Source organism: Streptomyces sp. BE303 (assembly GCF_036290945.1).
GTDB lineage: Bacteria > Actinomycetota > Actinomycetes > Streptomycetales > Streptomycetaceae > Kitasatospora.
Genome location: NZ_JAQYWZ010000468.1, coordinates 78,966 through 104,456, shown reverse-complemented (window position 1 = coordinate 104,456; position 25,491 = coordinate 78,966). Strand labels below are relative to the sequence as shown.

The window sequence follows — 25,491 nt, the reverse complement described above, 5'->3', positions numbered from 1 at the left end:
ATGAAGCGATGATCGAATGGTCCGCCGATCGGCGCGAGTTGCGCGACGGCCTGACACCGTGGTTCGAGAAGTTCGGCGACGACTACCTGGCCCACGACAAGGCCGCGCGGTTCCCGCGCGGACCCTGGCAGGCCGTGGTCGACTCGGGCCTGCTCGGGCTGCCGTTCGAGCCCGAGTACGGAGGGCTCGGCCAGGACCTGCTGACCACCATGTACGTCCTGGAGGGACTCGGCCACGGCTGCCGCAACGGCGGGCTCAACTTCTCCGTCACCACCAGCATGGTGAGCGTCGGAGTCCCGCTGCAGCGCTTCGGCACGGCCGCCCAGAAGGAGCGGTACCTGACCGGGGTGGCTGGGGGCAGCCTCATCGGAGCCCACGCGATCAGTGAACCCGGCGGTGGCTCGGACGCGCTGGCGATGCGTACCAGTGCCGTGCCCGACGGCGACGCGTACGTGCTGAACGGGAGCAAGACCTTCGTCAGCAACGGACCGGTGGCGGATGTGATCGCGGTCTACGCCAAGACCGATCCGACCGCCGGTCCGCTCGGGGTGACCACCTTCCTGGTGGAGCGTGACACCCCCGGGCTGACCGTCGGCAACCCGATCGAGAAGATGGGCCTCAAGGCGTCCCCGATGTCGGAGCTGTTCTTCGACGACTGCCGGGTGCCGAAGGCCAACGTGATCGGCCGGCCGGGCACCGGGTTCCTGGTGCTCGACCACGTGATGAAGTGGGAGATCCTCTGCTCCTTCGCCGTCACCGTCGGCGAGATGCAGCGCCGGCTGGAGCAGTGCATCGCCTACGCCAAGGAGCGGACCGCGTTCGGGCAGCCGATCGGGTCGTTCCAGCTGGTGGCCGGCCGGATCGTGGAGATGCGGATCGGCGTCGAGACCTCGCGGCGGTGGCTCTACGACACCGCCGAGGCCCTCCTCGCCGGCCGGGACATCACCGTCGACCTGGCCTCCGCCAAGCTGGTGGTCAGCGAGGCGAACGTGGCGTCCGCCCTGAACGCCGTGCAGATCTTCGGGGGCAACGGCTACATGGCCGAGTACGGCGTCGAGCAGGAACTGCGCAACGCCGTCGCCGGGACGATCTACTCCGGCACCTCCGAGGTCCAGCGGGTCCGGATCGCCACCATGCTCGGCCTGTGAGCGCCCCCTTCCCAGAGTACGGAGTCCTCCCCATGTCGAGTGACGTGTCCGCCACCCTGGCGGCGACCGACTTCATCGACCACACCGCGCCGGAGGTGAGCGCCTTCGTCGCCGAGGTGCTGCCGGACGGCGGTACGGACGACCGCGACCGCGCGGTGCGGCTGTACTACGCCGTGCGGGACCGGATCAACTACGAGATCTACGGTGCGGAGTTCACCCGCGAGGCACTGACCGCCAGCGGGACCCTGCGGGCGAAGCGCGGCATGTGCATCCACAAGTCGCTGGTGTACCTGGCGGCGCTCCGCTCGGTCGGCGTCCCCGGCCGCCTGGTGCTCACCGACGTGCGCAACCACCTGGCGTCCGAGCGGATCAAGGAGTACGTCGGAGGCGACGTCTTCTACTACCACGCGCTCACCTCCGTCCAGCTGGACGGGCGCTGGGTGCGGGCCACCCCGGTCTTCAACAAGCTGCTCTGCCGTCTCTACGGGATGAAGCCGCTGGAGTTCGACGGGACGGCCGACAGCGTCCACCACCCCTTCGACGAGCACGGCGCCCGGCAGATGGAATTCCTGCACGAGCACGGCGAGTTCGACGACCTGCCGTACGACCTGGTGCTGACCGGGATGCGCCGTGAGCACCCCGGTCTGTTCGCCGGGCCGGAATCCCGGCGGTTCACCGCCGGTTCGCTGGTGGCCGACGCGGCCGCCCGCCGCACCACCTGACACCTCTTCCCCGCGACCCACCACCAGGCCCGGAGGCCGACACCGTGGACACCATCAAGTACCAGCTGGCCGATTCGCAGATCCCGACGTCCTGGTACAACCTGGCCGCCGACCTGCCCGTGCTCTCGCCCCCGCTGCACCCGGGCACGGGGCAGCCCGCGACGGTCGAGGACCTGGTCGGGATCATGCCGAAGGAGCTGGCCGAGCAGGAGCTCACCCTGGAGCGGGACATCGAGATCCCGTCCGTGGTCCGGCAGATCTACGCCCAGTGGCGGCCGGCGCCGCTGTTCCGGGCCCGCCGCCTGGAGAAGCTGCTCGACACCCCCGCGCGGATCTACTACAAGTACGAGGGCGGCAGCCCGGCCGGCAGCCACAAGCCCAACACCGGTATCGCGCAGGCCTTCTACAACAAGGAGGCCGGCATCCGCCGGCTCGCCACCGAGACCGGGGCCGGGCAGTGGGGCTCCTCGCTCTCCCTCGCCGGGGCCTTCTTCGGTCTGGAGGTCAAGGTCTTCATGGTGAAGGTCAGCTACCACCAGAAGCCCTACCGCCGCGCGCTGATGCACGCGTACGGCGCGACCTGCGTGCCCAGCCCGTCGACCGAGACCGCCGCCGGGCGCGGCATCCTGGCGGACGACCCGGACTGCCCGGGAAGCCTCGGCATCGCGACGTCCGAGGCGATCGAGGTCGCGATGAACGACCCGTTCACCAACTACGCGGGCGGCAGCGTGCTCAACCACGTCGCGCTGCACCAGACGGTGATCGGCAAGGAGGCGCTGCTCCAGCTGGAGATGGCCGACGACTACCCGGACATCATCATCGGGGCGGCCGGCGGCGGCAGCAACCTGGCCGGCCTGGCCTTCCCGTTCCTCGGCGAGCAGCTGCGCGGCGGGCGCCGGGTGCGGGTGATCGCCGCGGAGCCGTCCGCCTGCCCGAGCCTCACCCAGGGCCGTGTCGCCTACGACTTCGGCGACACCACCGGACTGACCCCGCTGCTGAAGATGCACACCCTCGGCCACTCCTTCGTGCCGCCCGCGATCCACGCCGGCGGCCTGCGCTACCACGGCATCGCGCCGCTGGTCAGCCAGGCGCTGGAGGACGGCCTGCTGGAGGCGCGCGCCGTCCCGCAGACCAGCTGCTTCGAGGCCGGCGTGACCTTCGCCCGCACCGAGGGCATCGTGCCCGCGCCCGAGTCCACCCACGCCATCCGGGTGGCCATCGACGAGGCGCTGCGGCTCAAGGAGGAGGGCCGCTCCGAGGCCATCCTGTTCGGACTCTCCGGCCACGGCCACTTCGACCTCTCCGCCTACGAGAAGTACCTGGGCGGCGAGCTCGTCGACGAGGGCTTCGACCAGGAGCTCGTCGCGCGCTCGCTGGCCCGGCTGCCGGAGCAGTTCGGGTCGGGCTCCACCGGTACCCAGGCCACGGGGAGCTGAACGAACCGTGCGGCTGAAGGTGTGCGGGGTCACCGGTGAGGACCAGCTGCGGCTGCTCGCCGGAGCCCCGGTCGATCTGGTCGGGCTCTGGTACGGCGTGCCGGACGGGCCCGCGGACCTCGACCTGCCGGAGCTGGTCCGACTGGCCGAGTGCGCGCGCTCGGCCGGCGGGCCGGCCCCGGTCCTGGTGACCCTGCTCGCCGACCCGGCGGCACTGCGCGAAGCGGTCACCGCCTCGGGGGTGTCGCGGGTGCAGTTGCACGGCTACGCGACACCCGCCCAGGTGGCGGCGATCCGCGCGGAGCTGCCCGGCGTCGAGCTGCTGAAGGTGCTCCACGTCCGGGACGGCCGGGTGCTGGAGAAGCCGCTGATCGGGGCCTACGAGCAGGCGGGCGTGGACGTCTTCCTGTTCGACTCGGTGGGCGCCGACGGCCGGATCGGCAGCACCGGTGTGCCGCTGGACGCGGACGCCGTCGAGGCGGTGCTCGGGCGGCTGACCAAGCCGTTCCTGCTGGCCGGCGGGATCAGCGCGGTCAACTCCGCCGCGTACCGGACCGTCCGGAGCCGCCCCGGCTTCGACGGCATCGACGTGGACAGCGCCGCGCGCGGTCCGGGCGGCGCCTTCGACACGCAGCGGGTCGAGCGGATCAGGTCGGCCTGGCAGCCCGCCGCCGGGGCGTTCCCGGCGGCGCTGCTGGCCGCCCGGCTGCCGGTCGTCATGGAGCTCAAGGCCCGCAGCGCCCACGGCGAGGACCTGTTCCGCGGCCGGCCGGTGCGGGAGATCGTGGACCGGTACACCCGGCTGGGCGCGCCCGCGCTCTCGGTGGTCACCGGCTCCTGGTTCGGCGGCACCCCGGCGCTGCTGGACGAGGTCGTCGCCGCCACCGAACTGCCGGTCCTGGTCAAGGACTTCTTCACCAAGGACCGGCAGCTCGCGGCGGCCCGCGCGGCCGGTGCGGCGGCCGTCCTGCTCACCGCCACGGTGCTGCCGCGCGGGGTGCTGCCCGGGCTGATCGAGTCCGCCCTGGCCCACGGGCTGACCCCGTTCGTCGAGGTCACGGACGAACGCGAGCTGGCGACGGTGGTGCACGGCGAGTCCTGCGTGGTGGCCGTCAACAACAAGGACATCCGGCAGAAGGAACAGGACGCGCCCGACCTCGGCCGCAGCCTGCGCCTGCTGCCCGACGTCCTGGCCACCGGGACCAGGGTGCCCGTCAGCGCCAGCGGCATCGAGACGCCGCAGGACGCCAGGGGGCTGCTGGCCGCCGGGTACCGGGGCCTGCTGATCGGCACCGGCCTGCTGCGCCACCCCGACCTGGACGGCTGGTTCGGCGAGCTGGGCGAAGGAGCCGTGGCGACGTGGTGACCATCTACCCCCACCCCGCGGCGGAGACCGTGACCGCCGGGCTCTCGCTGCGGGCCGCGCTGGCCGGGCTGCCGGTGATCGGCCGGGACGAGCCGATCGCCCGCGAGGCGGTCGCCGCCGACTTCGCCGAGCGGTACTCCGGCGTGCCGGCGGTCGGCCTGGCCCGGCCCGAACCGGCGGTGCTGTACACCGGGGTGCTGCCCGACGCGGCCGGCCCGGCCGACGCGACGGACCCGCCCGCCGGTCCGGTCCCGCCGGTGCCGTCCGGCCGCCCGGTCCCGCCGGTGCTGCTCGGGCTGTACGGCGACGAGGACCGGGTGCGCGGCTGGCTGCCCGGTCTGCCCCGGCACACCACGCCGCGGAGCGCCGCCGCCCTGGTGGCGGCCGGCCTCCCGCCGGTGCGGACGGACACCGCGCCCTGCCAGCAGGTGGTGGCGGGGGAGGTGGACCTGCGGGAGCTGCCGGTGCTCACCGCCACCCCCCGGGACGCCGGGCCGTACCTGACCGCCGCGCTCGTGCACGCGGGCGACGCCGCCACCGGGGGCAGCGCGCTCTCCGCGCACCGGATGCTGGTGATCGGCCGGGACCGGCTGACCGTCTGGATGGTGCCCGGCCGGCGGCTCGGGCAGCTCCACCAGGAGGCGGTGGCGCGCGGCGAACGCCTCCCGGTCACCGTCAACATCGGGGTGCCGCCCGCCGCGATGATCGCTTCGGCGATCAACTCCCGCTTCCTGCCGACTGGTTCGGACAAGCTGACGGTGGCCGGCGGCCTGGCCGGGGCGCCGGTCGGGCTCGTCCCCGCACTCACCCAGCCCGGTGCGACCGCGCTCGCGGAGAGCGAGATCGTGCTGGAGGGGTTCCTGGACGGCACGCTGGCCGACGAAGCCCTGCCGGGCTCCCCGCCGGACGGCTCGCTCCCGGAGTTCCTCGGCTACGACGGGCGGGCCAGGAGCGGGCTGCCGGTGCTCACCGTCACCGGTGTCACCACCCGGCGCGACCCGCTCTACCAGGCCGTGATCGGGCCCGGCCGCGAGCAGTCGCACATCCTGGGCGCCGCCGGTGCGCTCTCGGTGGCCCTGTCGCTGCCGTCCGCGCCCGCGCTGCACGTGCACGACCTGCACTTCTCACCCGCGGGGGGCGGCATGCTCCTGCTCGCCGTCGCCGTCCGCAAGGAGTCCGCCGAGGGGGACCGGGCACTGGCCGCACTGGCCGAGGAGGTCGTGCGCCGGCACCCGTTCGTCAAGACGGTGCTCTTCACCGACGACGACGTCCGGATCCGCAGCGCCGAGGAACTGCTGTGGGCCCTCACCACCCGGGCCAACCTCGGCGCGGACTGCGTCGAACTGCCCGGGCACCCACCGGTCCCGATGGACCCGTCGCAGACCGCCGAATGGGCGGGGGAGCGCGGCGGTCCGCCGGAGGCGCCGGCCCGCACCTTCGTCGACGCCACCACCCCCTACCGGCTCCGCACCCGCACCGAACGCAGCTTCCGGTCCGCACAGAGCTGACCACCGGGGCCGGCGCACCCCGCACCGCGAGCGCCACCGCTCAACGACGCGTCACCGAGCACGATGCCACCTCCGAGGGGAAGACATGACTGGGCAGCACACGGCCGGGCGCCGGATCGCCCCAGCCGACTGGAACGACACCGCGCAGGAGCTGCCCGGCACGTCGGCGACCCTGACCGGGCTGCTCGCCGACCAGGCGGCCCGTACGCCGGACCGCACCGCGCTGATCTTCGAGGACACCGAGCTCAGTTACGCCGAACTCGACACCAGAGCCGAGCGGCTGGCCGCCCGTCTGCGGCTGCACGGGGCCGGCCCGGACCGGCTGGTGGCGCTCACCGTGCCGCGCTCGGTGGAGCTGGTGGTCGCCCTGCTGGCGGTGCTCAGGACCGGCGCCGCCTACCTGCCGGTCGACCCCGACTACCCGGCCGACCGGATCGCCTACCTGCTCGACGACGCGGCGCCGGTGCTGCTGCTCAGCCACAGCACCGTGGGCCACCCGGCCGGGGCGGGCGTCCCGACCCTCGTCCTGGACGAGCTCCCGGAGACCGACGGGACTCCTGACGGGGCGTCCACCGGAACACCGGTCGGGGCGCACGGCGGCCCGGGCGCCCCGAGCCCGGCCGACGCCGCGTACGTCATCTACACCTCCGGCTCCACCGGCCGCCCCAAGGGCGTCGTCGTCCCGCACGAGGGCATCGTCAACCGGCTCCACTGGATGCAGGCCGCGTACGGCCTGACCGAGGACGACCGGGTGCTCCAGAAGACCCCGTCCGGCTTCGACGTGTCGGTCTGGGAGTTCTTCTGGCCGCTGATCACCGGCGCCGTGCTGGTGGTCGCCCGCCCGGACGGACACCGCGACCCGGCCTACCTGGCCGAGCTGATCCGCGAACGCCGGATCACCACCGTGCACTTCGTCCCGTCGATGCTCCAGGCCTTCGTCGACGAGCCCGCCGCCGCCGGCTGCGCCGGGCTGCGCCGCGTGATCGCCAGCGGCGAGGCGCTGCCGGTCGAACTCGCGGCCCGCTTCCGGACCCTGCTGCCCGGCGTACCGCTGCACAACCTCTACGGGCCGACCGAGGCGTCCGTCGACGTCACCTTCTGGGAGTGCGTCCCCGAGCCGGGCGAGCTCTCCGTGCCGATCGGCCGGCCGGTCTGGAACACCCGGGTGCACGTGCTCGACGCCGAGCTGCGGCCGGCCGCGATCGGCGAGACCGGCGAGCTCTACCTCTCCGGCGTCCAGCTGGCCCGCGGCTACCTCGGCCGCCCCGGACTGACCGCCGAACGCTTCGTCGCCGACCCCTACGGGCCGCCCGGCACCCGGATGTACCGCACCGGCGACCTCGCCCGCTGGCGCGAGGACGGCGCGGTGGTGTACGCGGGCCGCGCCGACCACCAGGTGAAGATCCGCGGCCTGCGGATCGAACTGGGCGAGATCGAGGCGGTGCTGGACGCCCGGCCCGGCGTCGGCGCGTGCGCCGTGCTGGCCCGGGAGGACCGGCCCGGCAGCAAGCGGCTGGTGGCCTACCTGGTGCCGGAGCCCGACGGCGTCGTCGACGTCGCCGCGGTGCGCGAGGCCGCCGCCGCAGCCCTGCCCGAGTACATGGTGCCGAGCGCGTTCGTGCTGCTCGACGCCTTCCCGCTGACGCCGAACGGCAAGCTGGACCGCAAGGCCCTGCCGGCGCCCGCCGCCGCGCCGGACACCGTCCGGGCCGCTCCGCGCACGCCCACCGAGCTGATCCTGCACGACCTGGCCGCCGAACTGCTCGGCCTGCCGGAACTCTCGGTCGAGGAGAACTTCTTCGACCTCGGCGGCGACTCGATCCGCGCCATCCAGCTGGTCAGCCGGGCCCGCCGGGCCGGGTTCGCGCTCACCCAGCACGACGTGTTCACCCACCGCACCGTCGCGGCCCTCGCCGCCCTCGCCGGGGAGCCGGCCGCGGAGGCCGCCCTCGTGCTGCCCGCCCTGCCCGAGCCGCCCGCCGCCCAGGTGGCCCGGCTGCGCGCCGTCCAGCCCGACGCCGTCGAGTTCTGGCCGCTCTCCCCCCTCCAGCAGGGCCTGCTGTTCCACGCCGAGTACTCCAAGGGCGCCCTGGACGTCTACGCGGTCCAGCTGGTCTTCGAGCTGGACGCCGAGCCCGAGGCGCTGCGGACCGCGGTCGGCCGGCTGCTGGACCGCCACCCCAACCTCCGGGCCGGCTTCGCCCACGACGACCTGGAACCGCCCGTCCAGTTCGTCCCGGCCGGCGCCGATCCGGAGTTCACCGTCGTCGAGTACGTCGGCCCGAACGCGCCGCGCAAGGCCGCCGAGCTGTTCGACGCCGAGCGCCGGCGCGGATTCGACCTCTCCACGCCGCCGCTGGTGCGGATCGCCGTCGCCGAGCTCGGCCCGCGCGGCCGCCGCGCCGCCCTGACCTTCCACCACATCCTGGTCGACGGCTGGTCGCTGCCGGTACTGCTGGACGAGCTGTCCGCGCTGCTCGCCGGCGCCGAGCCGGGCCCGGTCACCCCCTACCGCGACTACCTGGCCCTGCTCGCCGGGCGCGACCAGGAAGCGTCCCGGGAGGCCTGGCGCACCCTGCTCGACGGGCTGGAGGAGCCCGTCCTGCTCGCCCCGGGCGCCGCCGGCGCCCGCATCGCCGACGAACTGCCCTGCGACCACTGGGTGGAGCTGTCCGCCGCGCTCACCGACCGGCTCGACGGCGTGCTGCGCGCCCGCGGGCTGACCCTCAACACCGCGGTCCAGGGCGCCTGGGCGCTGCTGCTGGCCCGGCTCACCGGCCGCGACGACGTGGTGTTCGGCGCCACCGTGTCGGGCCGGGCGCCCGAACTGCCCGGCATCGAGGGCATGGTGGGCCTGTTCATCAACACCGTGCCGGTCCGCGTCCGGATCGCCCCCGGGCAGACCCTGTCCGCGCTGCTGGCCGGGCTCCAGGAGCAGCAGGCCGCGATGGCCGCCCACCAGTACACCGGGCTGGCCGAGATCCAGCAACTGGTCGGCCACGGCGAGCTGTTCGACACCCTGACGGTCTTCGAGAGCTTCCCCGGGGACCGCACCGGCGCCGCCGTGGACAGCCGCTACGCCGTGCACTACCCGCTGGCCCTGCTCGTCCACCCCGGCGAGCGGCTGCGGCTGCGGCTGAGCCACCAGACCCACAGCTTCAGCCCCGCCGAGGTCGTCCGGCTCGGCGAGCGGCTGGTCCGGCTGCTGACCGCGCTGGCCGACGACCCGGAGCAGCGGACCACCGAGGTCTCGGTGCTCTCCGCGACCGAGCGCCACCGGGTGCTGGAGACCTGGAACGACACCGACGCGCCGGTGGTCCACCGGACGCTGCCCGCGCTGTTCCGGGCCCAGGCGGCCGAGACGCCCGACCACCTCGCCGTCCTGGCGGGCGACCGCCGGCTCACCTACGCCGAGCTCGACGCCCGGGCCAACCGGCTCGCCCACGAGCTGATCGACCGCGGCGTCGGGCCCGAGCAGTTCGTGGCCCTCGCCCTGCCCCGGGACGAGCGCGCGGTGGTCGCCCTGCTGGCCGTCCTCAAGGCCGGCGCCGGCTACCTGCCGGTCGACCCCACGTACCCGGTCGAGCGCATCGACTACCTGCTCCGGGACGCCCGGCCCGCCCTCGTGCTGACCGTCGGGGGAGTCGACCTGCCCGACACGGGGGTGCCCGCGCTGCTCCTCGACGAGCCCGGCCTCGCCGCCGCCCGCCCCGACACCGACCCGCAGGTGCCGCTGCGGCCCGAGCACCCGGCGTACGCCATCTACACCTCGGGCTCCACCGGCCGCCCCAAGGGCGTGGTGGTCCAGCACGCCTCGGTCGCCAACCTGGCGGCCTGGGCGCGCGAGGAGTTCGGACCGGAACGCCTCGCGCACGTGCTGCTCACCACCTCGCTCAACTTCGACGTCTCGGTGTTCGAGCTGTTCGGACCGGTGCTCTCCGGCGGCACCGTCGAGGTGCTGCCCGACCTCCTCGCGCTCGCCGACCGCGGCGGCCGCCCCGCCACGCTGATCAGCGGCGTGCCCTCCGCGCTCGCCCAGCTGGTCGCCCAGGGTGACCTGGACGCCAGGGCCGGCACCGTCGTCCTGGCGGGCGAGGGCCTGCCCGCCCAGGCCGCCACCGACATCGCGGCGGCCCTCGGGGCCGACCGGCTGGCCAACATCTACGGCCCCACCGAGGCCACCGTCTACGCCACCGCCTGGTACGGCACCGGCGCGGTGGACGCCGCCCCGCCGATCGGCCGGCCGCTGCGCCGCACCCGGGTCTACGTGCTGGACGCCGGGCTCCGCCCGGTGCCGGCCGGTGTCGCCGGCGAGCTGTACATCGCCGGTGACGGCGTGGCCCGCGGCTACCTGGGCCGCCCCGCGCTGACCGCCGAGCGGTTCGTCGCCGACCCGCACGGCGCCCCGGGCACCCGGATGTACCGCACCGGCGACCTCGCCCGCTGGACGGCCGACGGCCAGGTCGAGTACCTCGGCCGGCTCGACCACCAGGTGAAGATCCGCGGCTTCCGGATCGAACTCGGCGAGATCGAGGCCGAACTGGCCGGGGTCGACGGCGTCACCCAGGCCGTCGCCACGGTCCGCGAGGACCGCCCCGGCGACCGCCGCCTGGTCGGCTACGTGACCGGAACCGCCGGGCCCGACGAGGTGCGGCGCGTCCTCGCGCAGCGGCTGCCGGCCCACCTGGTGCCGTCCGCGGTCGTGGTGCTGGAGGCGTTCCCGCTCAACCCGAACGGCAAGCTGGACCGCAAGGCGCTGCCGGCGCCCGCCGCCGAGGCCGGGGCAGGCCCCGGCCGGGCCGCCCGGGGCCTGCCCGAGGAACTGCTCTGCGACCTGTTCGCCGAGGTGCTCGGTGTCGACCGGGTCGGCGTGCAGGACGACTTCTTCGCCCTCGGCGGCCACTCGCTGCTCGCCACCCGCCTGGTCAGCCGGATCCGCACCGCCTTCGGTGCCGAGCTCGGCGTCCGCGCGCTGTTCGACGCGCCCACGCCCGAGGCCCTGGCGCTGCAACTGGACGGCGCGGCCACCGCCCGGGCCCCGCTGGGCCGTCGCCCGCGGCCCGCGCACCCGCCGCTCTCCTACGGCCAGCAGCGGCTCTGGTTCCTCAGCCGGATGGACGAGAACCCGGCCGCCGGCCACATCCCGGTCGCCCTGCGCCTGGGCGGCCCGCTGGACCGGGCGGCACTCACCGCGGCGCTGGCCGACGTCACCGCCCGGCACGAGGCGCTGCGCACCCTCTTCCCGGCCCGGGACGGCGAGCCCTACCAGCTGGTGCTGCCCGAGGCCGCCCCCGGGCTGCCGGTCACGCCGGTCCCGGCCGCGGGCCTCGCGGCCGCCCTGACCGCCTCGGCGGCCCGCCCGTTCGACCTCGCCGCCGAACCCCCGCTGCGCGCCGAGCTGTTCGAGCTCGGTGAGCAGGAGCACGTCCTCCTGCTGGTGCTGCACCACATCGCCGCCGACGGCTGGTCGATCGCGCCGCTGCGCCACGACCTGGCCCGCGCCTACGCCGCGCGGACCGTCGGCGACGTCCCGCGCTGGGACGAACTGCCTGCGCAGTACGTCGACTTCGCGCTCTGGCAGCGCGAGGCGCTCGGCTCCGAGGACGAGGCGGACAGCCCGTACGCCCGCCAGCTCGACCACTGGCGCCAGGCGCTGGCCGCGCTGCCGGACCAGCTCGAACTGCCCACCGACCGGCCCCGGCCGGCCCGGGCGAGCTACCGCGGCGAGAGCGTCCCCTTCGAGCTGGACGCCGAGCTGCACCGCGGGCTGCTGGCACTCGCCCGCTCCGAGCAGGCCACCCTGTTCATGGTGCTGCAGGCCGCCCTCGCGACCCTGCTCGGCAAGCTCGGCGCCGGCACCGACATCCCGATCGGCAGCCCCGTCGCCGGCCGCACCGACGAGGCCCTGGACGGCCTGGTCGGCCTCTTCATCAACAACCTGGTGCTGCGCACCGACACCTCCGGCGACCCGGCCTTCACCGAGCTGCTGCGCCGCGTCCGCGACACCGACCTCGCCGCCTACGGCAACCAGGACGTGCCGTTCGAGCGGCTGGTGGAGGCGCTGAACCCGACCCGCTCGCTCGCCCGCCACGCGCTGTTCCAGGTCTTCCTGGCCCTGCAGAACACGCCCGACGCCGACCACGGACTGACCGGCCTCAGCACCGAGCCGGTCGAGGTCGCCCTCGACGCCGCCAAGTTCGACCTCTCGCTGTACTGCGAGGAGCGGCCCGGCGGCGGCATCACCGGCGTCGCCGAGTACAGCCTCGACCTCTACGACCGGTCGAGCGTCGAACTGCTGCTCACCAGGCTGCGCCGGCTGCTGGAGGCCGTCGTCGCCGACCCCGGCAGCCGCCTCGGCGGCCTCGACGTCCTCGGTGACGACGAGCGGGACCGGCTGCTGCACGACTGGAACGACACCGGCCGCGCCCTGCCCGCGCAGAGCCTGACCGAGCAGTTCGAGGCCGTCGCCCGGGCCACCCCGGACGCGCTCGCGGTCGTCGCCGGCACCGAGCGGCTGACGTACCGGGAGCTCGACGAGCGCGCCAACCGGCTCGCCCACCTGCTGATCGCCGAGGGCGTGCGGCCCGAGCAGTTCGTCGCGCTGGCCCTGCCGCGGACCGCGGACCTGGTCACCGCGCTGCTCGCCGTCCTCAAGACCGGCGCCGGCTACCTGCCGCTGGACGTGGACTATCCGGCCGAGCGGATCACCTACATGCTCCGGGACGCGGCCCCCGCCCTGGTCGTCACCACCTCCGACACCCCCGTCGACGGCGCCGTGCCCCGGCTGCTCCTCGACCGCGAGGACCGGCTCGCCGACCTGCCCACGACGTCCCCGGGCATCACCGTGGACCCCGCCACCCCGGCGTACGTGATCTACACCTCCGGGTCCACCGGCCGCCCCAAGGGCGTCGTCGTGCCCCGTTCCGCGCTCGGCAACTTCCTGGCCGCGATGGGCGAGCAGTTCCCGATGACCGCCGACGACCGCCTGCTCGGCGTCACCACCGTCGCCTTCGACATCGCCGCACTGGAGATGTACCTGCCGCTGCTGGCCGGCGCGGGGCTGGTGGTCGCCGCCAAGGAGACCGTCCAGGACCCGGCCGCGCTCGCCGCACTGATCGCGACCGAGCGGGTCCGCGTAGCCCAGGCCACCCCCTCGCTCTGGCAGGCGCTGATCGCCACCCACCCGCAGGCACTCGCCGGGGTACGGGTCCTCGTCGGCGGCGAGGCCGTGCCGCCAGCCCTGGCCGCCCGGCTGCGCGAACTGTCCGCCGGCGTCAGCAACATGTACGGCCCCACCGAGACCACCGTCTGGTCCACCTCGGCGGCACTGGACGGGCGCCCCGGCGCACCCGTCATCGGCCGGCCCGTCCACAACACCCGCATCCGCCTCCTCGACGGCAACCTCGCCCTCACCGCCCCCGGCGTCCCCGGCGAGCTGTACATCGCCGGCGACGGCCTGGCCCGCGGCTACCTCGGCCGCCCCGGGCTGACCGCCGAGCGCTTCACCGCCGACCCGTACGGCCCGCCCGGCAGCCGGATGTACCGCACCGGCGACCTCGCCCGCTGGACGGCCGACGGCCACCTCGACTACCTCGGCCGGGTCGACCAGCAGGTCAAGCTGCGCGGCTTCCGGATCGAGCTCGGCGAGATCGAGTCCGTGCTCGCCGCCCACCCGAGCGTGGCGCAGGCCGCCGTCCTGGTCCGCGAGGACCAGCCCGGCGACAAGCGGCTCGTCGGGTACGTGGTGCCCGCCGCGGCCGACACCCCGGACGCCACCGGCCCCGACCCGGCCGAGCTGCGCCGGCACGCCGCGACCGAGCTGCCCGACTACATGGTGCCCGGCGCCGTCCTGCTGCTCGACCGGCTGCCGCTCACGCCCAACGGCAAGCTCGACCGCAAGGCCCTGCCCGCCCCCGCCTACGAGGACGAGCAGGGCGCCCGGGCCGGCCGCGCGGCGCGCACCGTCCAGGAGGAGCTGATCGCCGGCCTGTTCGCCGAGGTGCTCGGTCTGCCCTCGGTGCCGCTGGAGGAGAGCTTCTTCGCCCTCGGCGGCCACTCCCTGCTCGCCATCCGCCTGATCAGCCGGATCCGGGCCCTGTTCGACGCCGAGCTGAAGATCCGCCACCTGTTCGAGGCGCCGACCGTGGCCGGCCTCGCCGAACGGCTCGCCGGCGCCGCCGGCGCCCGCCCCGCACTGCGCCGCCACGAGCGACCCGAGCGGCTGCCGCTCTCCTACCAGCAGGGCCGCCTCTGGTTCCTCAACCGCTTCGAGGGCGGCTCGCCGCTGTACAACATCCCGATCGCGCTGCACCTCGACGGGCCGCTCGACCGGGCCGCGCTCGAAGCGGCGCTCGCCGACGTGACCGGCCGCCACCAGGCCCTGCGCACCCTCTTCCCGGAGTTCGACGGCGAGCCGTACCAGCGGGTCCTCGACCCGCAGGAGGCCCGCCCCCGGCTGCACGAGCGGGCGTCGACCCGCGAGACCCTCGCCGGCGACCTGCACGCCGCCTCCACCGGCGGCTTCGACCTCGCCACCGAGATCCCGCTGCGCGCCCACCTGCACGCCCTGGGCGAGCGGGAACACGTGCTGCTGCTGGTCCTGCACCACATCGCCGCCGACGGCCCGTCCACCACCCCGCTCACCCGCGACCTCTCCCGCGCCTACGCGGCCCGGACGGCGGGCTCCGCCCCGCAGTGGGACGAACTGCCCGTCCAGTACGGCGACTACACACTGTGGCAGCGCGAGGTGCTCGGCTCCGAGGAGGACGAGCAGAGCCCGTTCTCCCAGCAGCTCGGCTTCTGGCGCACCGCGCTGGACGGCCTGCCCGACCAGCTCGACCTGCCCACCGACCGGCCGCGCCCGGCGGTCGCCGGCTACCGCGGCGGCACCGTCCCGCTGCGCATCGACGCCGGGCTCCACCGCCGGATCCAGGAGGTGGCCCGGGAGAACGGCGCCACCGTGTTCATGCTGCTCCAGACCGCGCTGGCCACCCTGCTCACCCGGCTCGGAGCCGGCGAGGACATCCCGATCGGCAGCCCGATCGCGGCCCGCACCGACGACGAACTCGACGAGCTGGTGGGCTTCTTCGTCAACACCCTGGTGCTGCGCACCGACACCTCCGGCGACCCGGCCTTCACCGAGCTGCTGGACCGCGTCCGCACCCACGACCTCGCCGCGTACGCCCACCCGGACCTGCCGTTCGAGCGGTTGGTCGAGCTGGTCAACCCGGCCCGGTCGCTGGCCCGCCACCCGTTGTTCCAGGTGATGCTGGCCTTCCAGGAGAGCCTCACCGCCGAACTCGACCTGCCGGGGCTGACCGGTCGCGCCGAGATCGTCCCGCTCGGACTGGCCAAGTTCGACCTCGCACTCGACCTGGTCGAGCGGCGCGGCACGGACGGCCTGCCGGCCGGGATCGAGGGCGTCGTCGAGTACAGCGCCGACCTGTTCGACCGCGGGACCGCCGAGCGGTTCGCCGGACACCTGCTGCGCCTGCTGGAGAGCGCGGTCGCCGACCCCGGCCGCCGCATCGGCGAGCTGGAGGTCCTCGGCACCGACGAGCGGCAGCTGCTGCTGCACGGCTGGAACGACACCGCCCGCGAGGTCCCGGCCGCGACCCTGCCGGAGCTGTTCGAGGCCCAGGCGGCCCGCACCCCCGACGGCGACGCCGTGGTCTTCGGCGACACCGTGGTCTCGTACCGCGAGCTCAACGAACGGGCCAACCGGCTCGCCCACCGCCTGATCGGCCTCGGCGTCGGCCCCGAGCAGTTCGTCGCGCTCGCCGTGCCCCGCTCGGTCGAGATGGTCGTGGGACTGCTCGGCGTGGCCAAGGCCGGCGCCGCCTACCTGCCGATCGACCCCGGCTACCCGGCCGACCGCATCGCGTACATGCTGGCCGACGGAGACCCGACGCTGGTGCTCACCACCGGGGCCGTCGCCGACCGGCTGCCCGCCGCGGACCGCCCGGTGATCGTCCTCGACCACCCGGAGGAGAACCGGTCGCAGCCGGCCGTCGACCCGACCGACGCGGACCGCACCGCGCCGCTCACCCTCGACCGGCCCGGCTACGTCATCTACACCTCCGGCTCCACGGGCCGCCCCAAGGGCGTGGTGGTCACCCACCGCGGCATCGCCTCGGTGGCCGGCACCCACGTCGACCGGCTCGGGCTCGGCCCCGGAAGCCGCTTCCTGCTGGTCGTCTCGATCAGCTTCGACGTGTCGATGGCCGACATCGTGATGACGCTCTCCTCGGGCGCCGCCCTGGTGGTGCCCGGACCGGACCAGCAGGCCGCCGGCCAGGAGCTGTACGACCTGATCAGCCGGCACGGCGTCACCCACACCGACCTGGTCGCCCCGATGCTGGCCTCGCTGCCCGACGGCGACCTGCCCACCCTGCGCGGCTTCGTGGTCGGCGGGGAGGCCCTGCCCGCCGACATGGTCGAGCGCTGGTCCCCGGGCCGCACCGTGATGCAGGTCTACGGCCCCACCGAGACCACCGTCGTCGCCACCATGAGCGACCCGCTCAGCCCCGCCCCGCAGGCCCCGCCGATCGGCCGCCCGATCTGGAACACCCGCACCCACGTCCTGGACGCCGGCCTGCGGCCCGTCCCGGTCGGCGTGCCGGGCGAGCTCTACATCGCCGGATCCGGACTGGCCCGCGGCTACTGGCAGCGGCCCGGCCTGACCGCCGAGCGCTTCGTCGCCGACCCGCACGGCCCGGCCGGCAGCCGGATGTACCGCACCGGCGACCTGGTGCGCCGACGCCCGGACGGCAACCTGGAGTTCCTCGGCCGGGTCGACCACCAGGTCAAGGTGCGCGGCTTCCGGATCGAGCTCGGCGAGATCGAGACCGCACTGGCCCGCCACCCCGGCGTCGCGGCGGCCGCCGTGGTCGTCAGCGAGGGCGCCGGCGGCGTCAAGCGACTGGTCGGCTACGCCGTCCCCGCCACCGGCGCCGGCCTCGACCCGGCGGAGGTGCGCGCCTTCCTCGGCGGCGCCCTGCCCGACTACATGGTGCCGACCGTCGTCGTGGTCCTGGACGCACTGCCGCTGACGCCCAGCGGCAAGACCGACCGCAAGGCCCTGCCCGAACCGGACTTTGGCACCGCCGTGTCCGGCCGGGAGCCCCGCACCCCGCAGGAGGAGGCGCTCTGCACCCTGTTCGCCGACCTGCTCGGCCTGCCCAGGGTCGGCATCGACGACAGCTTCTTCGACCTCGGCGGCCACTCCCTGCTCGCCACCCGGCTGGCCGGGCGCATCCGCACCGTCCTGGGCGTGGAGGTCGGTATCCGCACGCTCTTCGCGGCGCCGACCGTCGCCCGCCTGGCCGAGGAGCTCGGCGCCGCCGAACAGGCCCGCCCCGCGCTGACGGCCGGCCCGCGCCCGGAGGTTGTCCCGCTCTCCTTCGCCCAGCGCCGGCTCTGGTTCCTCAACCGGCTGGAGGGACCGAACGCCACCTACAACATCCCGCTCTCCTTCCGGCTGCGGGGTCCGCTGGACCGCGCGGCGCTGCGGGCCGCCCTGGCCGACCTGACGGACCGTCACGAAAGCCTGCGCACCATCTTCCCCGACCACGACGGCACCGCGCGCCAGCACCTGCTGGCGCCCGCCGACGCCGCCCCGGACCTGGAGGTCCTCGGGACCGACGAGGACGGGCTCGCCGGCGCGGCCCGCGCCGCCGCCGCGCACGCCTTCGACCTGGCCACCGAGATCCCGCTGCGGGCCACCCTGTTCGCCCTCGGCGACCAGGACCACGTCCTGCTGCTCACCCTGCACCACATCGCCACCGACGGCTGGTCGATGGCCCCGCTGACCCGCGACCTCGCCACCGCCTACGCCGCGCGCAGCGCCGGCCGGACCCCCGGGTTCGCACCCCTGCCGGTCCAGTACGCCGACTACACCCTCTGGCAGCAGCGGGTGCTCGGCGCCGCCGACCGGCCGGGCAGCGTGCTCGCCGGCCAGCTCGACCACTGGCGGCGGGCGCTGGACGGCCTGCCGGAGGAGCTCGCGCTGCCCACCGACCGGCCCCGGCCGGCCGTGGCCGGCCACCGCGGCGAGGGACTGGACTTCCGGGTCGACGCCCCGCTGCACGACGCCCTGGCCCGCCTGGCCAGGCAGCAGCAGGCGAGCCTCTTCATGGTCCTGCAGGCAGGTCTCGCCACCCTCTTCGGCGCCCTCGGCGCGGGATCGGACATCCCGTTCGGCACACCGATCGCCGGGCGCACCGACGAGGCGCTCGACGACCTGGTCGGCTTCTTCCTGAACACGCTGGTCCTGCGGACCGACACCTCGGGCGACCCGACGTTCCGCGAACTGGTCGACCGGGTCAAGGAGGCCGACCTGGCCGCCTACGCCCACCAGGACCTGCCGTTCGAGCACCTCGTCGAGGCCCTCAACCCCGTCCGCTCGCCCGCCCGGCACCCGCTGTTCCAGGTGCTGCTGACGGTGCACAACAACGCCGAGCCGGCCTTCGAGCTGCCCGGCCTGCGCACCGAGCTGTACGACACCGAGCAGAGCGGTGCCAAGTTCGACCTCGCCGCGCACTTCAGCGAGCGCTTCCACCCGGACGGCACGGCGGCCGGACTGGACGGCACCCTGCAGTTCGACGTCGACCTCTACGACCGCGCCACCGCCCGCGGGCTGGTCGACCGGCTGATCCGGCTGCTGACCCAGGCCGTCGCCGCGCCCGACCGGCCCGTCGGCAGGCTCGACGTGCTGGAACCGGTCGAGCACGAGCTGCTGCTCCACGACTGGAGCGGCGGCGAGCGGCCGGTGCCCGTCGTGCCCGTCCCCGAGCTGTTCGAGGCGCAGGCCGCCCGGACGCCCGACCGCCCCGCCCTGCGGGTCGCCGGGCAGACCCTCACCTACGCGGAGCTCAACGCCCGCGCCAACCGCCTCGCCCGGCTGCTGGTCGAGCGCGGCGCCGGCCCGGAGCGGCTGGTCGCCCTGGCCCTGCCGCGCTCGGCTGAGCTGGTGGTGGCGCTGCTCGCGGTCCTCAAGTCCGGTGCCGCGTACCTGCCCGTCGACCCCTCGCACCCCGAGGACCGGATCGCCTACACCCTGGAGGACGCGGCACCGACCCTGCTGCTCACCACCCTGGAGGTGGGCGCCGGACTGCCGGTCGTCGACGGCCCCGAGGTCTGGGAGCTGGACCGGCCCGACGTGACCGGCCTGCTGTCCGGCCAGCGGGACACCGACCTGACCGACGCCGACCGGCTCGGCCGGCTGACGCCCCGCCACCCCGCGTACGTCATCTACACCTCGGGCTCCACCGGCCGCCCCAAGGGCGTACTGGTCGAGCACCGCTCGGTGGCGGACTACCTGGGCTGGACGGCGGCCGACTACCCGAGCGCCGGCGGCGCGGCCCTGGTGCACTCGCCGGTCTCCTTCGACCTGACGGTGACCGCGCTGTGGACCCCGCTGGTGGTCGGCGGCTGCGTGCACCTGGCCGCCCTGGAGGAGGACCCGCTGACCTCGGCCGCGCTCGCCGAGCAGCCGGTGACCTTCCTCAAGGCGACCCCGAGCCACCTGCCGCTGCTGGCCGCGCTGCCCGACGCGTTCTCGCCCGCCGGGGAACTGCTGCTCGGCGGCGAGGCGCTGACCGGCGCGGTGGTCGCCGACTGGCGGCGCCGGCACCCGGACGCCACCGTGGTCAACGTGTACGGGCCGACGGAGGCGACGGTCAACTGCACCCAGTACCGGATCGCCCCCGGCGAGCCGCTGGCCGACGGCGCGGTGCCGATCGGCCGGCCGTTCGCCAACACCCGGGCGTACGTGCTCGACCCGCAGCTGCGGCTGGCCGCCCCCGGCGTCTCCGGCGAGCTGTACGTCGCCGGTGCCAGCCTGGCCCGCGGCTACCTCGGCCGCCCCGGGCTGACCGCCGAGCGCTTCACCGCCGACCCGTACGGCCCGCCCGGCAGCCGGATGTACCGCACCGGCGACCTCGCCCGCTGGACCGCGGACGGCCAGCTGGTCTACCTCGGCCGCGCCGACGACCAGGTGAAGCTGCGCGGCTTCCGGATCGAGCCCGGCGAGATCGCCGCCGCGCTGACCGGCCGTCCGGACATCGTCTCCGCCGCCGTGGTGGTGCGCGAGGACGTCCCCGGTGACCAGCGCCTGGTCGGCTACGTCGTCCCGGCGGCCGGCCCGCTGGACGGCTCCGCGATCCGGGCCGCGCTCGGCCGGACGCTGCCCGCCTACATGGTGCCGTCCGCGCTGGTCGAGCTGGAGCGCCTGCCGCTCACGCCCAACGGCAAGCTGGACCGTCGCGCCCTGCCCGTACCGGACGCGGCCCCGTCGCTGCCCGGGCGCGCACCGCGGACGGCGCTGGAGAAGGAGCTGTGCGCCGCCTTCGCGGAGGTGCTCGACGTCCCGGTGGTCGGGGTCGACGACGGCTTCTTCGACCTCGGCGGCCACTCCCTGCTCGCCGCCCGGCTGATCGCCCGGCTGCGCGGGACCACCGGGGCCGACCTGGGCATCCGCGCCCTGTTCGAGGCGCCCACCGTCGCCCGGCTGGCCGAGCGGGTCACCGCCGGCGCGGCGGGGACGCTCACGCGGTCGGACGACTTCGCCCCGCTGCTGCCGCTGCGCGCGGAGGGCACCCTGCCGCCGCTGTTCGCCGTCCACCCGGCGGCCGGCATCGCCTGGGTGTACTCCGGCCTGCTGCGCGAACTGGAGCCCCAGCGCCCGCTGTACGGCCTCCAGGCCCGCTCGCTGACCGGACCGGACGGCGCGCCGGCGACGCTCGCCGAGATGGCCGGGCAGTACCTCGCGCTGATCCGCGAGGTCCAGCCCGAGGGTCCGTACCACCTGCTGGGGTGGTCGTTCGGCGGCACGGTCGCGCACGAGATCGCCGTCCGGTTGCGCGAGCGGGGCGAGCAGGTCGCGCTGCTGGCCCTGCTCGACAGCTACCCGGCTCCGCGCCCCCAGGACGGCCTGACGGATGATCAGCAGGCGCTGGCGGATCTTCTTGACTCGCTAGGTCACCCGGTGCAGACTGGCGCCGTTGAGGCGCTCACGCCAGAGCGGGCGCTGGACCTGCTCAGGGCGCGACAGAGCCCGCTCGCCGAGCTGACGCCCGGACAACTGGTGGACCTGGCCCGCGGGTTCGTCCGGAACCTGGACCTGGCGAGCCGGTTCACGCCCCGCCGGTTCGACGGCGACCTGCTGTTCTTCACCGCCACGGCGGACAAGTCGGCCGACGACCCGACCGCCCACGACTGGGCGGCGCACATCACCGGGACGGTCCACGACCACCCGGTGGACTGCGAGCACGGCGCGATGACCCGTCCGCAGCCGATCGGCCGGATCGGCTCGGTGCTCGCCGCCGAGCTGCGCCGGACCGCGACCGGCTGAACCCCGCAACCCGCCGGGCCGGTCACCCGCGGCCGGCCCGGCTCCGCCCCGCTCCACCGAGAGGAACGCCCGATGAGCACCAACCCGTTCGAGAACGCCGACGGCAGCTACCTGGTCCTGGTGAACGAGGAGGGGCAGCACTCCCTCTGGCCGGTCACCGTGGCGGTCCCGGCCGGCTGGGACACCGCCTTCGGCCCCGACAGCCGCCAGTCCGCCCTCGACCACATCGAGGCCAACTGGACGGACCTGCGCCCGCGCAGCCTGGCCGAGCACGCCTGACCGGCGGACGCCCGACCGGCGCACGCCCGGCCCGCACGAGGGGCCGGGCCACCGAGGAGAGAACGATGAGCGAGCGAAACGAGGCCGGCCGATGAGCGCCACCGACACCGACCCGGAGACCGGCCGACCCGGCGTGCCGGAGCGGCTGCGAAACCCGTGGGTGGCGATGTTCGCCATCTGCTTCACCCAGGCGGTGGTCCTGCTGGACACCACGGCGGTGAACGTGGCCGTGCCCTCGCTGGCCGAGGGCCTGGGCGCCGGCGTCGACCAGGTGCTCTGGATGATCAACGCCTACCTGCTCTCCTACGCGGTGCTGCTGGTCACCGGCGGCAGGCTGGGCGACCTGTACGGCCCGCGCAGGATGTTCCTGATCGGCCTGGCCGTGTTCGTCCTCTCCTCGGCGGCCTGCGGCATCGCGCAGACACCCGGCCAGGCGATCGCGGCCCGCGTCCTCCAGGGTGTCGGCGGCGCGCTCCAGACCCCGCAGGCGATGGCCGTCATCACCCGGATGTTCCCGGCCGACCGGCGCGGCGCCGCGATGGGCGTCTGGGGCTCCTTCGCGGGGATCGTCGCCGCCGCGGGACCCACCCTCGGTGGCTTCCTGGTCTCCTGGCTCGGCTGGCGGGGCATCTTCTACATCAACATCCCGGTCGGGGTGATCGGCGCGATCCTGGTGCTGACCTTCGTCCCGGCCCTGGAACCGAACCGCAAGCACCGGATCGACGTCCTCGGCTCGGTCCTGCTCACCGTCGCCGTGTTCTGTGTGGTGTACGGCCTGATGGAGGGCGAGTCCCACCACTGGGGCCCGCTCTGGGGGCCGCTCACCGTGCCGATGCTGATGGTGATCGGCGTGGTGGTGCTCGGACTCTTCCTGATGGTCGAACGGGGCCGGCAGGACCGCGACCCGCTGGTGCCGTTCGCGATCCTGCGGGACCGCAACTTCACCGTGATGGCCGTGGTGGTGGGCGCGCTGCCGTGCGGCCTCGGCGGCATGCTCCTGCTCACCCCGCTCTACCTCCAGGAGGTGCAGGAGTTCAGCGCCTTCCAGGCCGGTCTGCTGATCGCCGTCGCCCCGCTGGTCTCGATCTTCGCCGCGCCGTACTCCGGCCGGTTCTGCGACCGCTTCGGCGGCAAGTACGTGATGGTGGCGGGTCTCACCCTCTTCGCGGTCGGGATCGCGCTGCTGGCGGCCCTGATCCGCGCCGACTCCGGCTGGACGGCGCTGCTGCCCGGCCTGGTCTTCGTGGGCCTCGGCATGGGCGTGGCCTACGCCCCGGCCGGGGTGGTCGCCTTCGAGAAGATCGAGCCCGCCATGTCCGGCGCCGCGTCGGGCCTGTTCAACACCACCCGGCTCTGCGGCAGCCTGCTCGGCAGCGCCTCGGTGGGCGCGCTCCTGCAGGCCCGCCTCGTCGGCGGCGACACGACCGGCGCCGTCCGCGCCACCTACCTGCTGCCGGTCGGCTTCCTCGTGGCCGGTGCGCTGGTCACCCTGCTGGTCCGGCGCTCGCGGCCGGCGGCCGCGGACGCCGGCGACGGTCCCGCCGGCGCGGCGCCTGCGCGGGCCACCAGCGGGAGCGGCAAGTCCTGACCGTCCGGCACCGCCCAAGCACGACCGACTTCCACCGGAGCTCCAGGCTCCGCCGGGCCACCGGCACCCGCCCGGGCCCGCATTCACCTTCGCCAGGGGGGCAAGGCAGTGCACTTCAGTCTCTTCTACTTCGCGGACGGCCAAGGTCGTGGACGGGAGCAGTACCGGCTGCTGCTGGAGGGCGCGCGGTTCGCGGACGCCCACGGCTTCAGCGCGGTCTGGACGCCGGAGCGGCATTTCCACGAGTTCGGCGGCCAGTACCCCAACCCGGCGGTCATCGGCGCGGCGCTGGCCTCCGTCACCGAGCGGATCGGCATCCGGGCCGGCAGTGTCGTGGGCCCGCTGCACCACCCGGTGCGGATCGCCGAGGAGTGGTCGGTGGTCGACAACCTCTCCGAGGGCCGGGTGGGCCTCTCCTTCGCCTCCGGCTGGCACGCCAACGACTTCGTCCTGCGCCCGGAGAACTACGCCGGCCGCAAGGAGGTGCTGATCGAGACCATCGACACGGTCCGGCGGCTGTGGCGCCAGGAGGAGGTCACGCTGCCGAACGGTGACGGCAACCCGGTGGCCGTGCGCAGCTACCCCGCGCCCGTCCAGTCCGAGCTGCCGGTGTGGCTCACCAGCGCGGGCAGCCCCGACACCTTCCGGCAGGCCGGTGAGCAGGGCCTCGGCCTGCTCACCCACCTCCTCGGCCAGGACCTGGAGGACCTGGCCAAGAAGATCGCCGCCTACCGCGCCGCCCTGCCCGGGGGCGCCGGGGGAGCGGCGGGCCAGGTGGCGCTGATGCTGCACACCTTCCTCGGCACCGACCGCGACGCCGTCCGGGAGACCGTCCGCCGGCCCTTCACCGACTACATCCGCAGCTCGATCGGCCTGATCATGAAGGCGGCCGGGGACATCCTGCCGGGCGTCAACCCGGACGAACTCGACGCGGACGACCTGGAGTTCCTGGTCGAGCGCTCCTTCGACCGGTACTTCGACACCGGCGGCCTGTTCGGCACCGTCGAGGACGGCCTGGCCACCCTGGAGCGCCTCGACGCGCTCGGCATCGACGAGGTGGCCTGCCTGATCGACTTCGGGGTGGACCCCGACCAGGTGCTGGCCGGACTGGAGCACCTGGACCGTCTCAAGGACGCCTGGGCCGCGCGCGGGGCGGGATCGTGAACCTCCTGCTGGTCACCGGCACCGTCGCCGGAACGTCCAGCTGCCACGCGCTCACCCGGCTGATCGGCGAGCGGGCCGAACTCACCGGACAGCTCACGGCCGGTGAGCTCGACCGGTCGCTGCTGGCGCTGCCCCCCCTCGACGCGGACCGCTACCGCAGCGGCGAACTGCTGCGGGAACCGGCGGTCGACCGGCTGTACAAGGAGGTGGCCGCCGCCGACGCCGTCGTGCTGGCCACGCCGGTCCAGCACGGCAGCCTCTCGGGGGTGCTCAAGAACCTCCTGGACCACCTGCCGGACGGCTCGCTCGCCGACCGGCCCGTCCTGGTCGCGGCCACCGCGACCAGCCTGCACAACGCCTCCGGCGCCTGCGACCACCTGCGGACGGTGGTCCGGGCCCTGGACGGCTGGGCGGTGCCCACCCACCTGGTGGCGCAGCGCAGCGACCTCGCCGACCCGGTGGCCCGTGCGGCGCTCACCGCCCGGATCGACGTGGCGGTGGCCGAACTGGCCCGGTTCGCCTCGGCCCTGGGGCCGGCGGTCCGCTGACCCCGGGGCCGTGCGCCCGTACCGCGTTCACCGGCCGGTGCCGGGGTCGAGAGGACCCCGGCACCGGCCGGATCGCCGTCCGTCCTTCGCCGTCCGCCGCCTGCTGCCCGCCCCGCTCTAGGACGGCCCCGGGCGGCGAAGGCTCAGCGGACGGAGGTCGGTCCAGTGCGCCTCGACGTAGGACTCGCAGGCGTCCTCGGTGCCGGTGAAGCCGGCCGGGTGCCAGCCGGCGGGCACGGGGAGATCGGCGGGGAAGAGCCCGTGCTGCAGCTCGTCGTTGACCAGCACGGTCCAGTGCGCGGCGGGGCGGTCGTCCACGGGTGCTCCAGGCGAAGTCGGGGAGTCGGGCGGGTCGGCGGGTCGGGGGGGCCGGGGATCGG

At 74.8% G+C, this 25,491-nt stretch carries 10 protein-coding genes and 1 pseudogene; 10 read left to right on the top strand and 1 reads right to left on the bottom strand.

What is annotated here, in order from left to right; genetic code table 11:
* Positions 1-8 precede the first annotated feature (8 nt).
* The 10 genes and pseudogenes from PUR56_RS09155 to PUR56_RS09110 all read left to right on the top strand — a co-directional run bounded on the left by PUR56_RS09155 (position 9) and on the right by PUR56_RS09110 (position 25,111).
* The gene (locus PUR56_RS09155; RefSeq protein ID WP_329948507.1) at positions 9-1,148 is read left to right on the top strand and encodes an acyl-CoA dehydrogenase family protein; all 1,140 of its coding nucleotides are present in this window, start codon (positions 9-11) and stop codon (positions 1,146-1,148) included.
* 32 nt (positions 1,149-1,180) lie between these two features.
* Positions 1,181-1,870 carry a transglutaminase-like domain-containing protein gene (locus tag PUR56_RS09150; protein WP_329881461.1) on the top strand — a complete coding sequence of 230 codons (690 nt, stop codon included), beginning with the start codon at positions 1,181-1,183 and terminating at the stop codon, positions 1,868-1,870.
* A gap of 44 nt (positions 1,871-1,914) precedes the next feature.
* Complete coding sequence (locus tag PUR56_RS09145; protein WP_329881460.1) at positions 1,915-3,306, top strand: TrpB-like pyridoxal phosphate-dependent enzyme; 1,392 nt, start codon at positions 1,915-1,917, stop codon at positions 3,304-3,306.
* Positions 3,307-3,313: 7 nt separating this feature from the next.
* Positions 3,314-4,672, top strand: coding sequence for a hypothetical protein (locus PUR56_RS09140; protein ID WP_329948506.1), 1,359 nt, complete (start codon positions 3,314-3,316; stop codon positions 4,670-4,672).
* Entirely contained in the window at positions 4,669-6,180 is a 1,512-nt protein-coding gene (locus PUR56_RS09135) for a UbiD family decarboxylase (RefSeq protein ID WP_329948505.1), read from the top strand. Before PUR56_RS09140 ends, PUR56_RS09135 begins: the two co-directional genes overlap by 4 nt.
* Before the next feature lie 85 nt (positions 6,181-6,265).
* Positions 6,266-21,532: pseudogene (locus tag PUR56_RS09130) on the top strand (non-ribosomal peptide synthase/polyketide synthase); the annotation flags it as partial.
* Positions 21,533-21,604: 72 nt separating this feature from the next.
* Entirely contained in the window at positions 21,605-21,811 is a 207-nt protein-coding gene (locus PUR56_RS09125; RefSeq protein WP_329881456.1) for an MbtH family protein, read from the top strand.
* Between the two features lie 91 nt (positions 21,812-21,902).
* Positions 21,903-23,399, top strand: a complete 1,497-nt coding sequence (locus PUR56_RS09120; RefSeq protein WP_329948503.1) for an MFS transporter — start codon at positions 21,903-21,905, stop codon at positions 23,397-23,399.
* 108 nt (positions 23,400-23,507) lie between these two features.
* Positions 23,508-24,563 carry a MupA/Atu3671 family FMN-dependent luciferase-like monooxygenase gene (locus PUR56_RS09115; protein WP_329948502.1) on the top strand — a complete coding sequence of 352 codons (1,056 nt, stop codon included), beginning with the start codon at positions 23,508-23,510 and terminating at the stop codon, positions 24,561-24,563.
* Complete coding sequence (locus PUR56_RS09110) at positions 24,560-25,111, top strand: NADPH-dependent FMN reductase (protein ID WP_329948501.1); 552 nt, start codon at positions 24,560-24,562, stop codon at positions 25,109-25,111. Before PUR56_RS09115 ends, PUR56_RS09110 begins: the two co-directional genes overlap by 4 nt.
* Before the next feature lie 117 nt (positions 25,112-25,228).
* Here PUR56_RS09110 and PUR56_RS09105 read toward each other — a convergent pair whose 3' ends face one another.
* Entirely contained in the window at positions 25,229-25,429 is a 201-nt protein-coding gene (locus PUR56_RS09105) for an MbtH family protein (protein WP_329881452.1), read from the bottom strand.
* Positions 25,430-25,491: the final 62 nt, after the last annotated feature.

Coding starts and splice junctions, on each gene's coding strand:
- PUR56_RS09150 (WP_329881461.1), top strand. CDS start 1,181: ATGTCGAGTGACGTGTCCGCCACCCTGGCGGCGACCGACTTCATCGAC.
- PUR56_RS09155 (WP_329948507.1), top strand. CDS start 9: ATGATCGAATGGTCCGCCGATCGGCGCGAGTTGCGCGACGGCCTGACA.
- PUR56_RS09120 (WP_329948503.1), top strand. CDS start 21,903: ATGAGCGCCACCGACACCGACCCGGAGACCGGCCGACCCGGCGTGCCG.
- PUR56_RS09125 (WP_329881456.1), top strand. CDS start 21,605: ATGAGCACCAACCCGTTCGAGAACGCCGACGGCAGCTACCTGGTCCTG.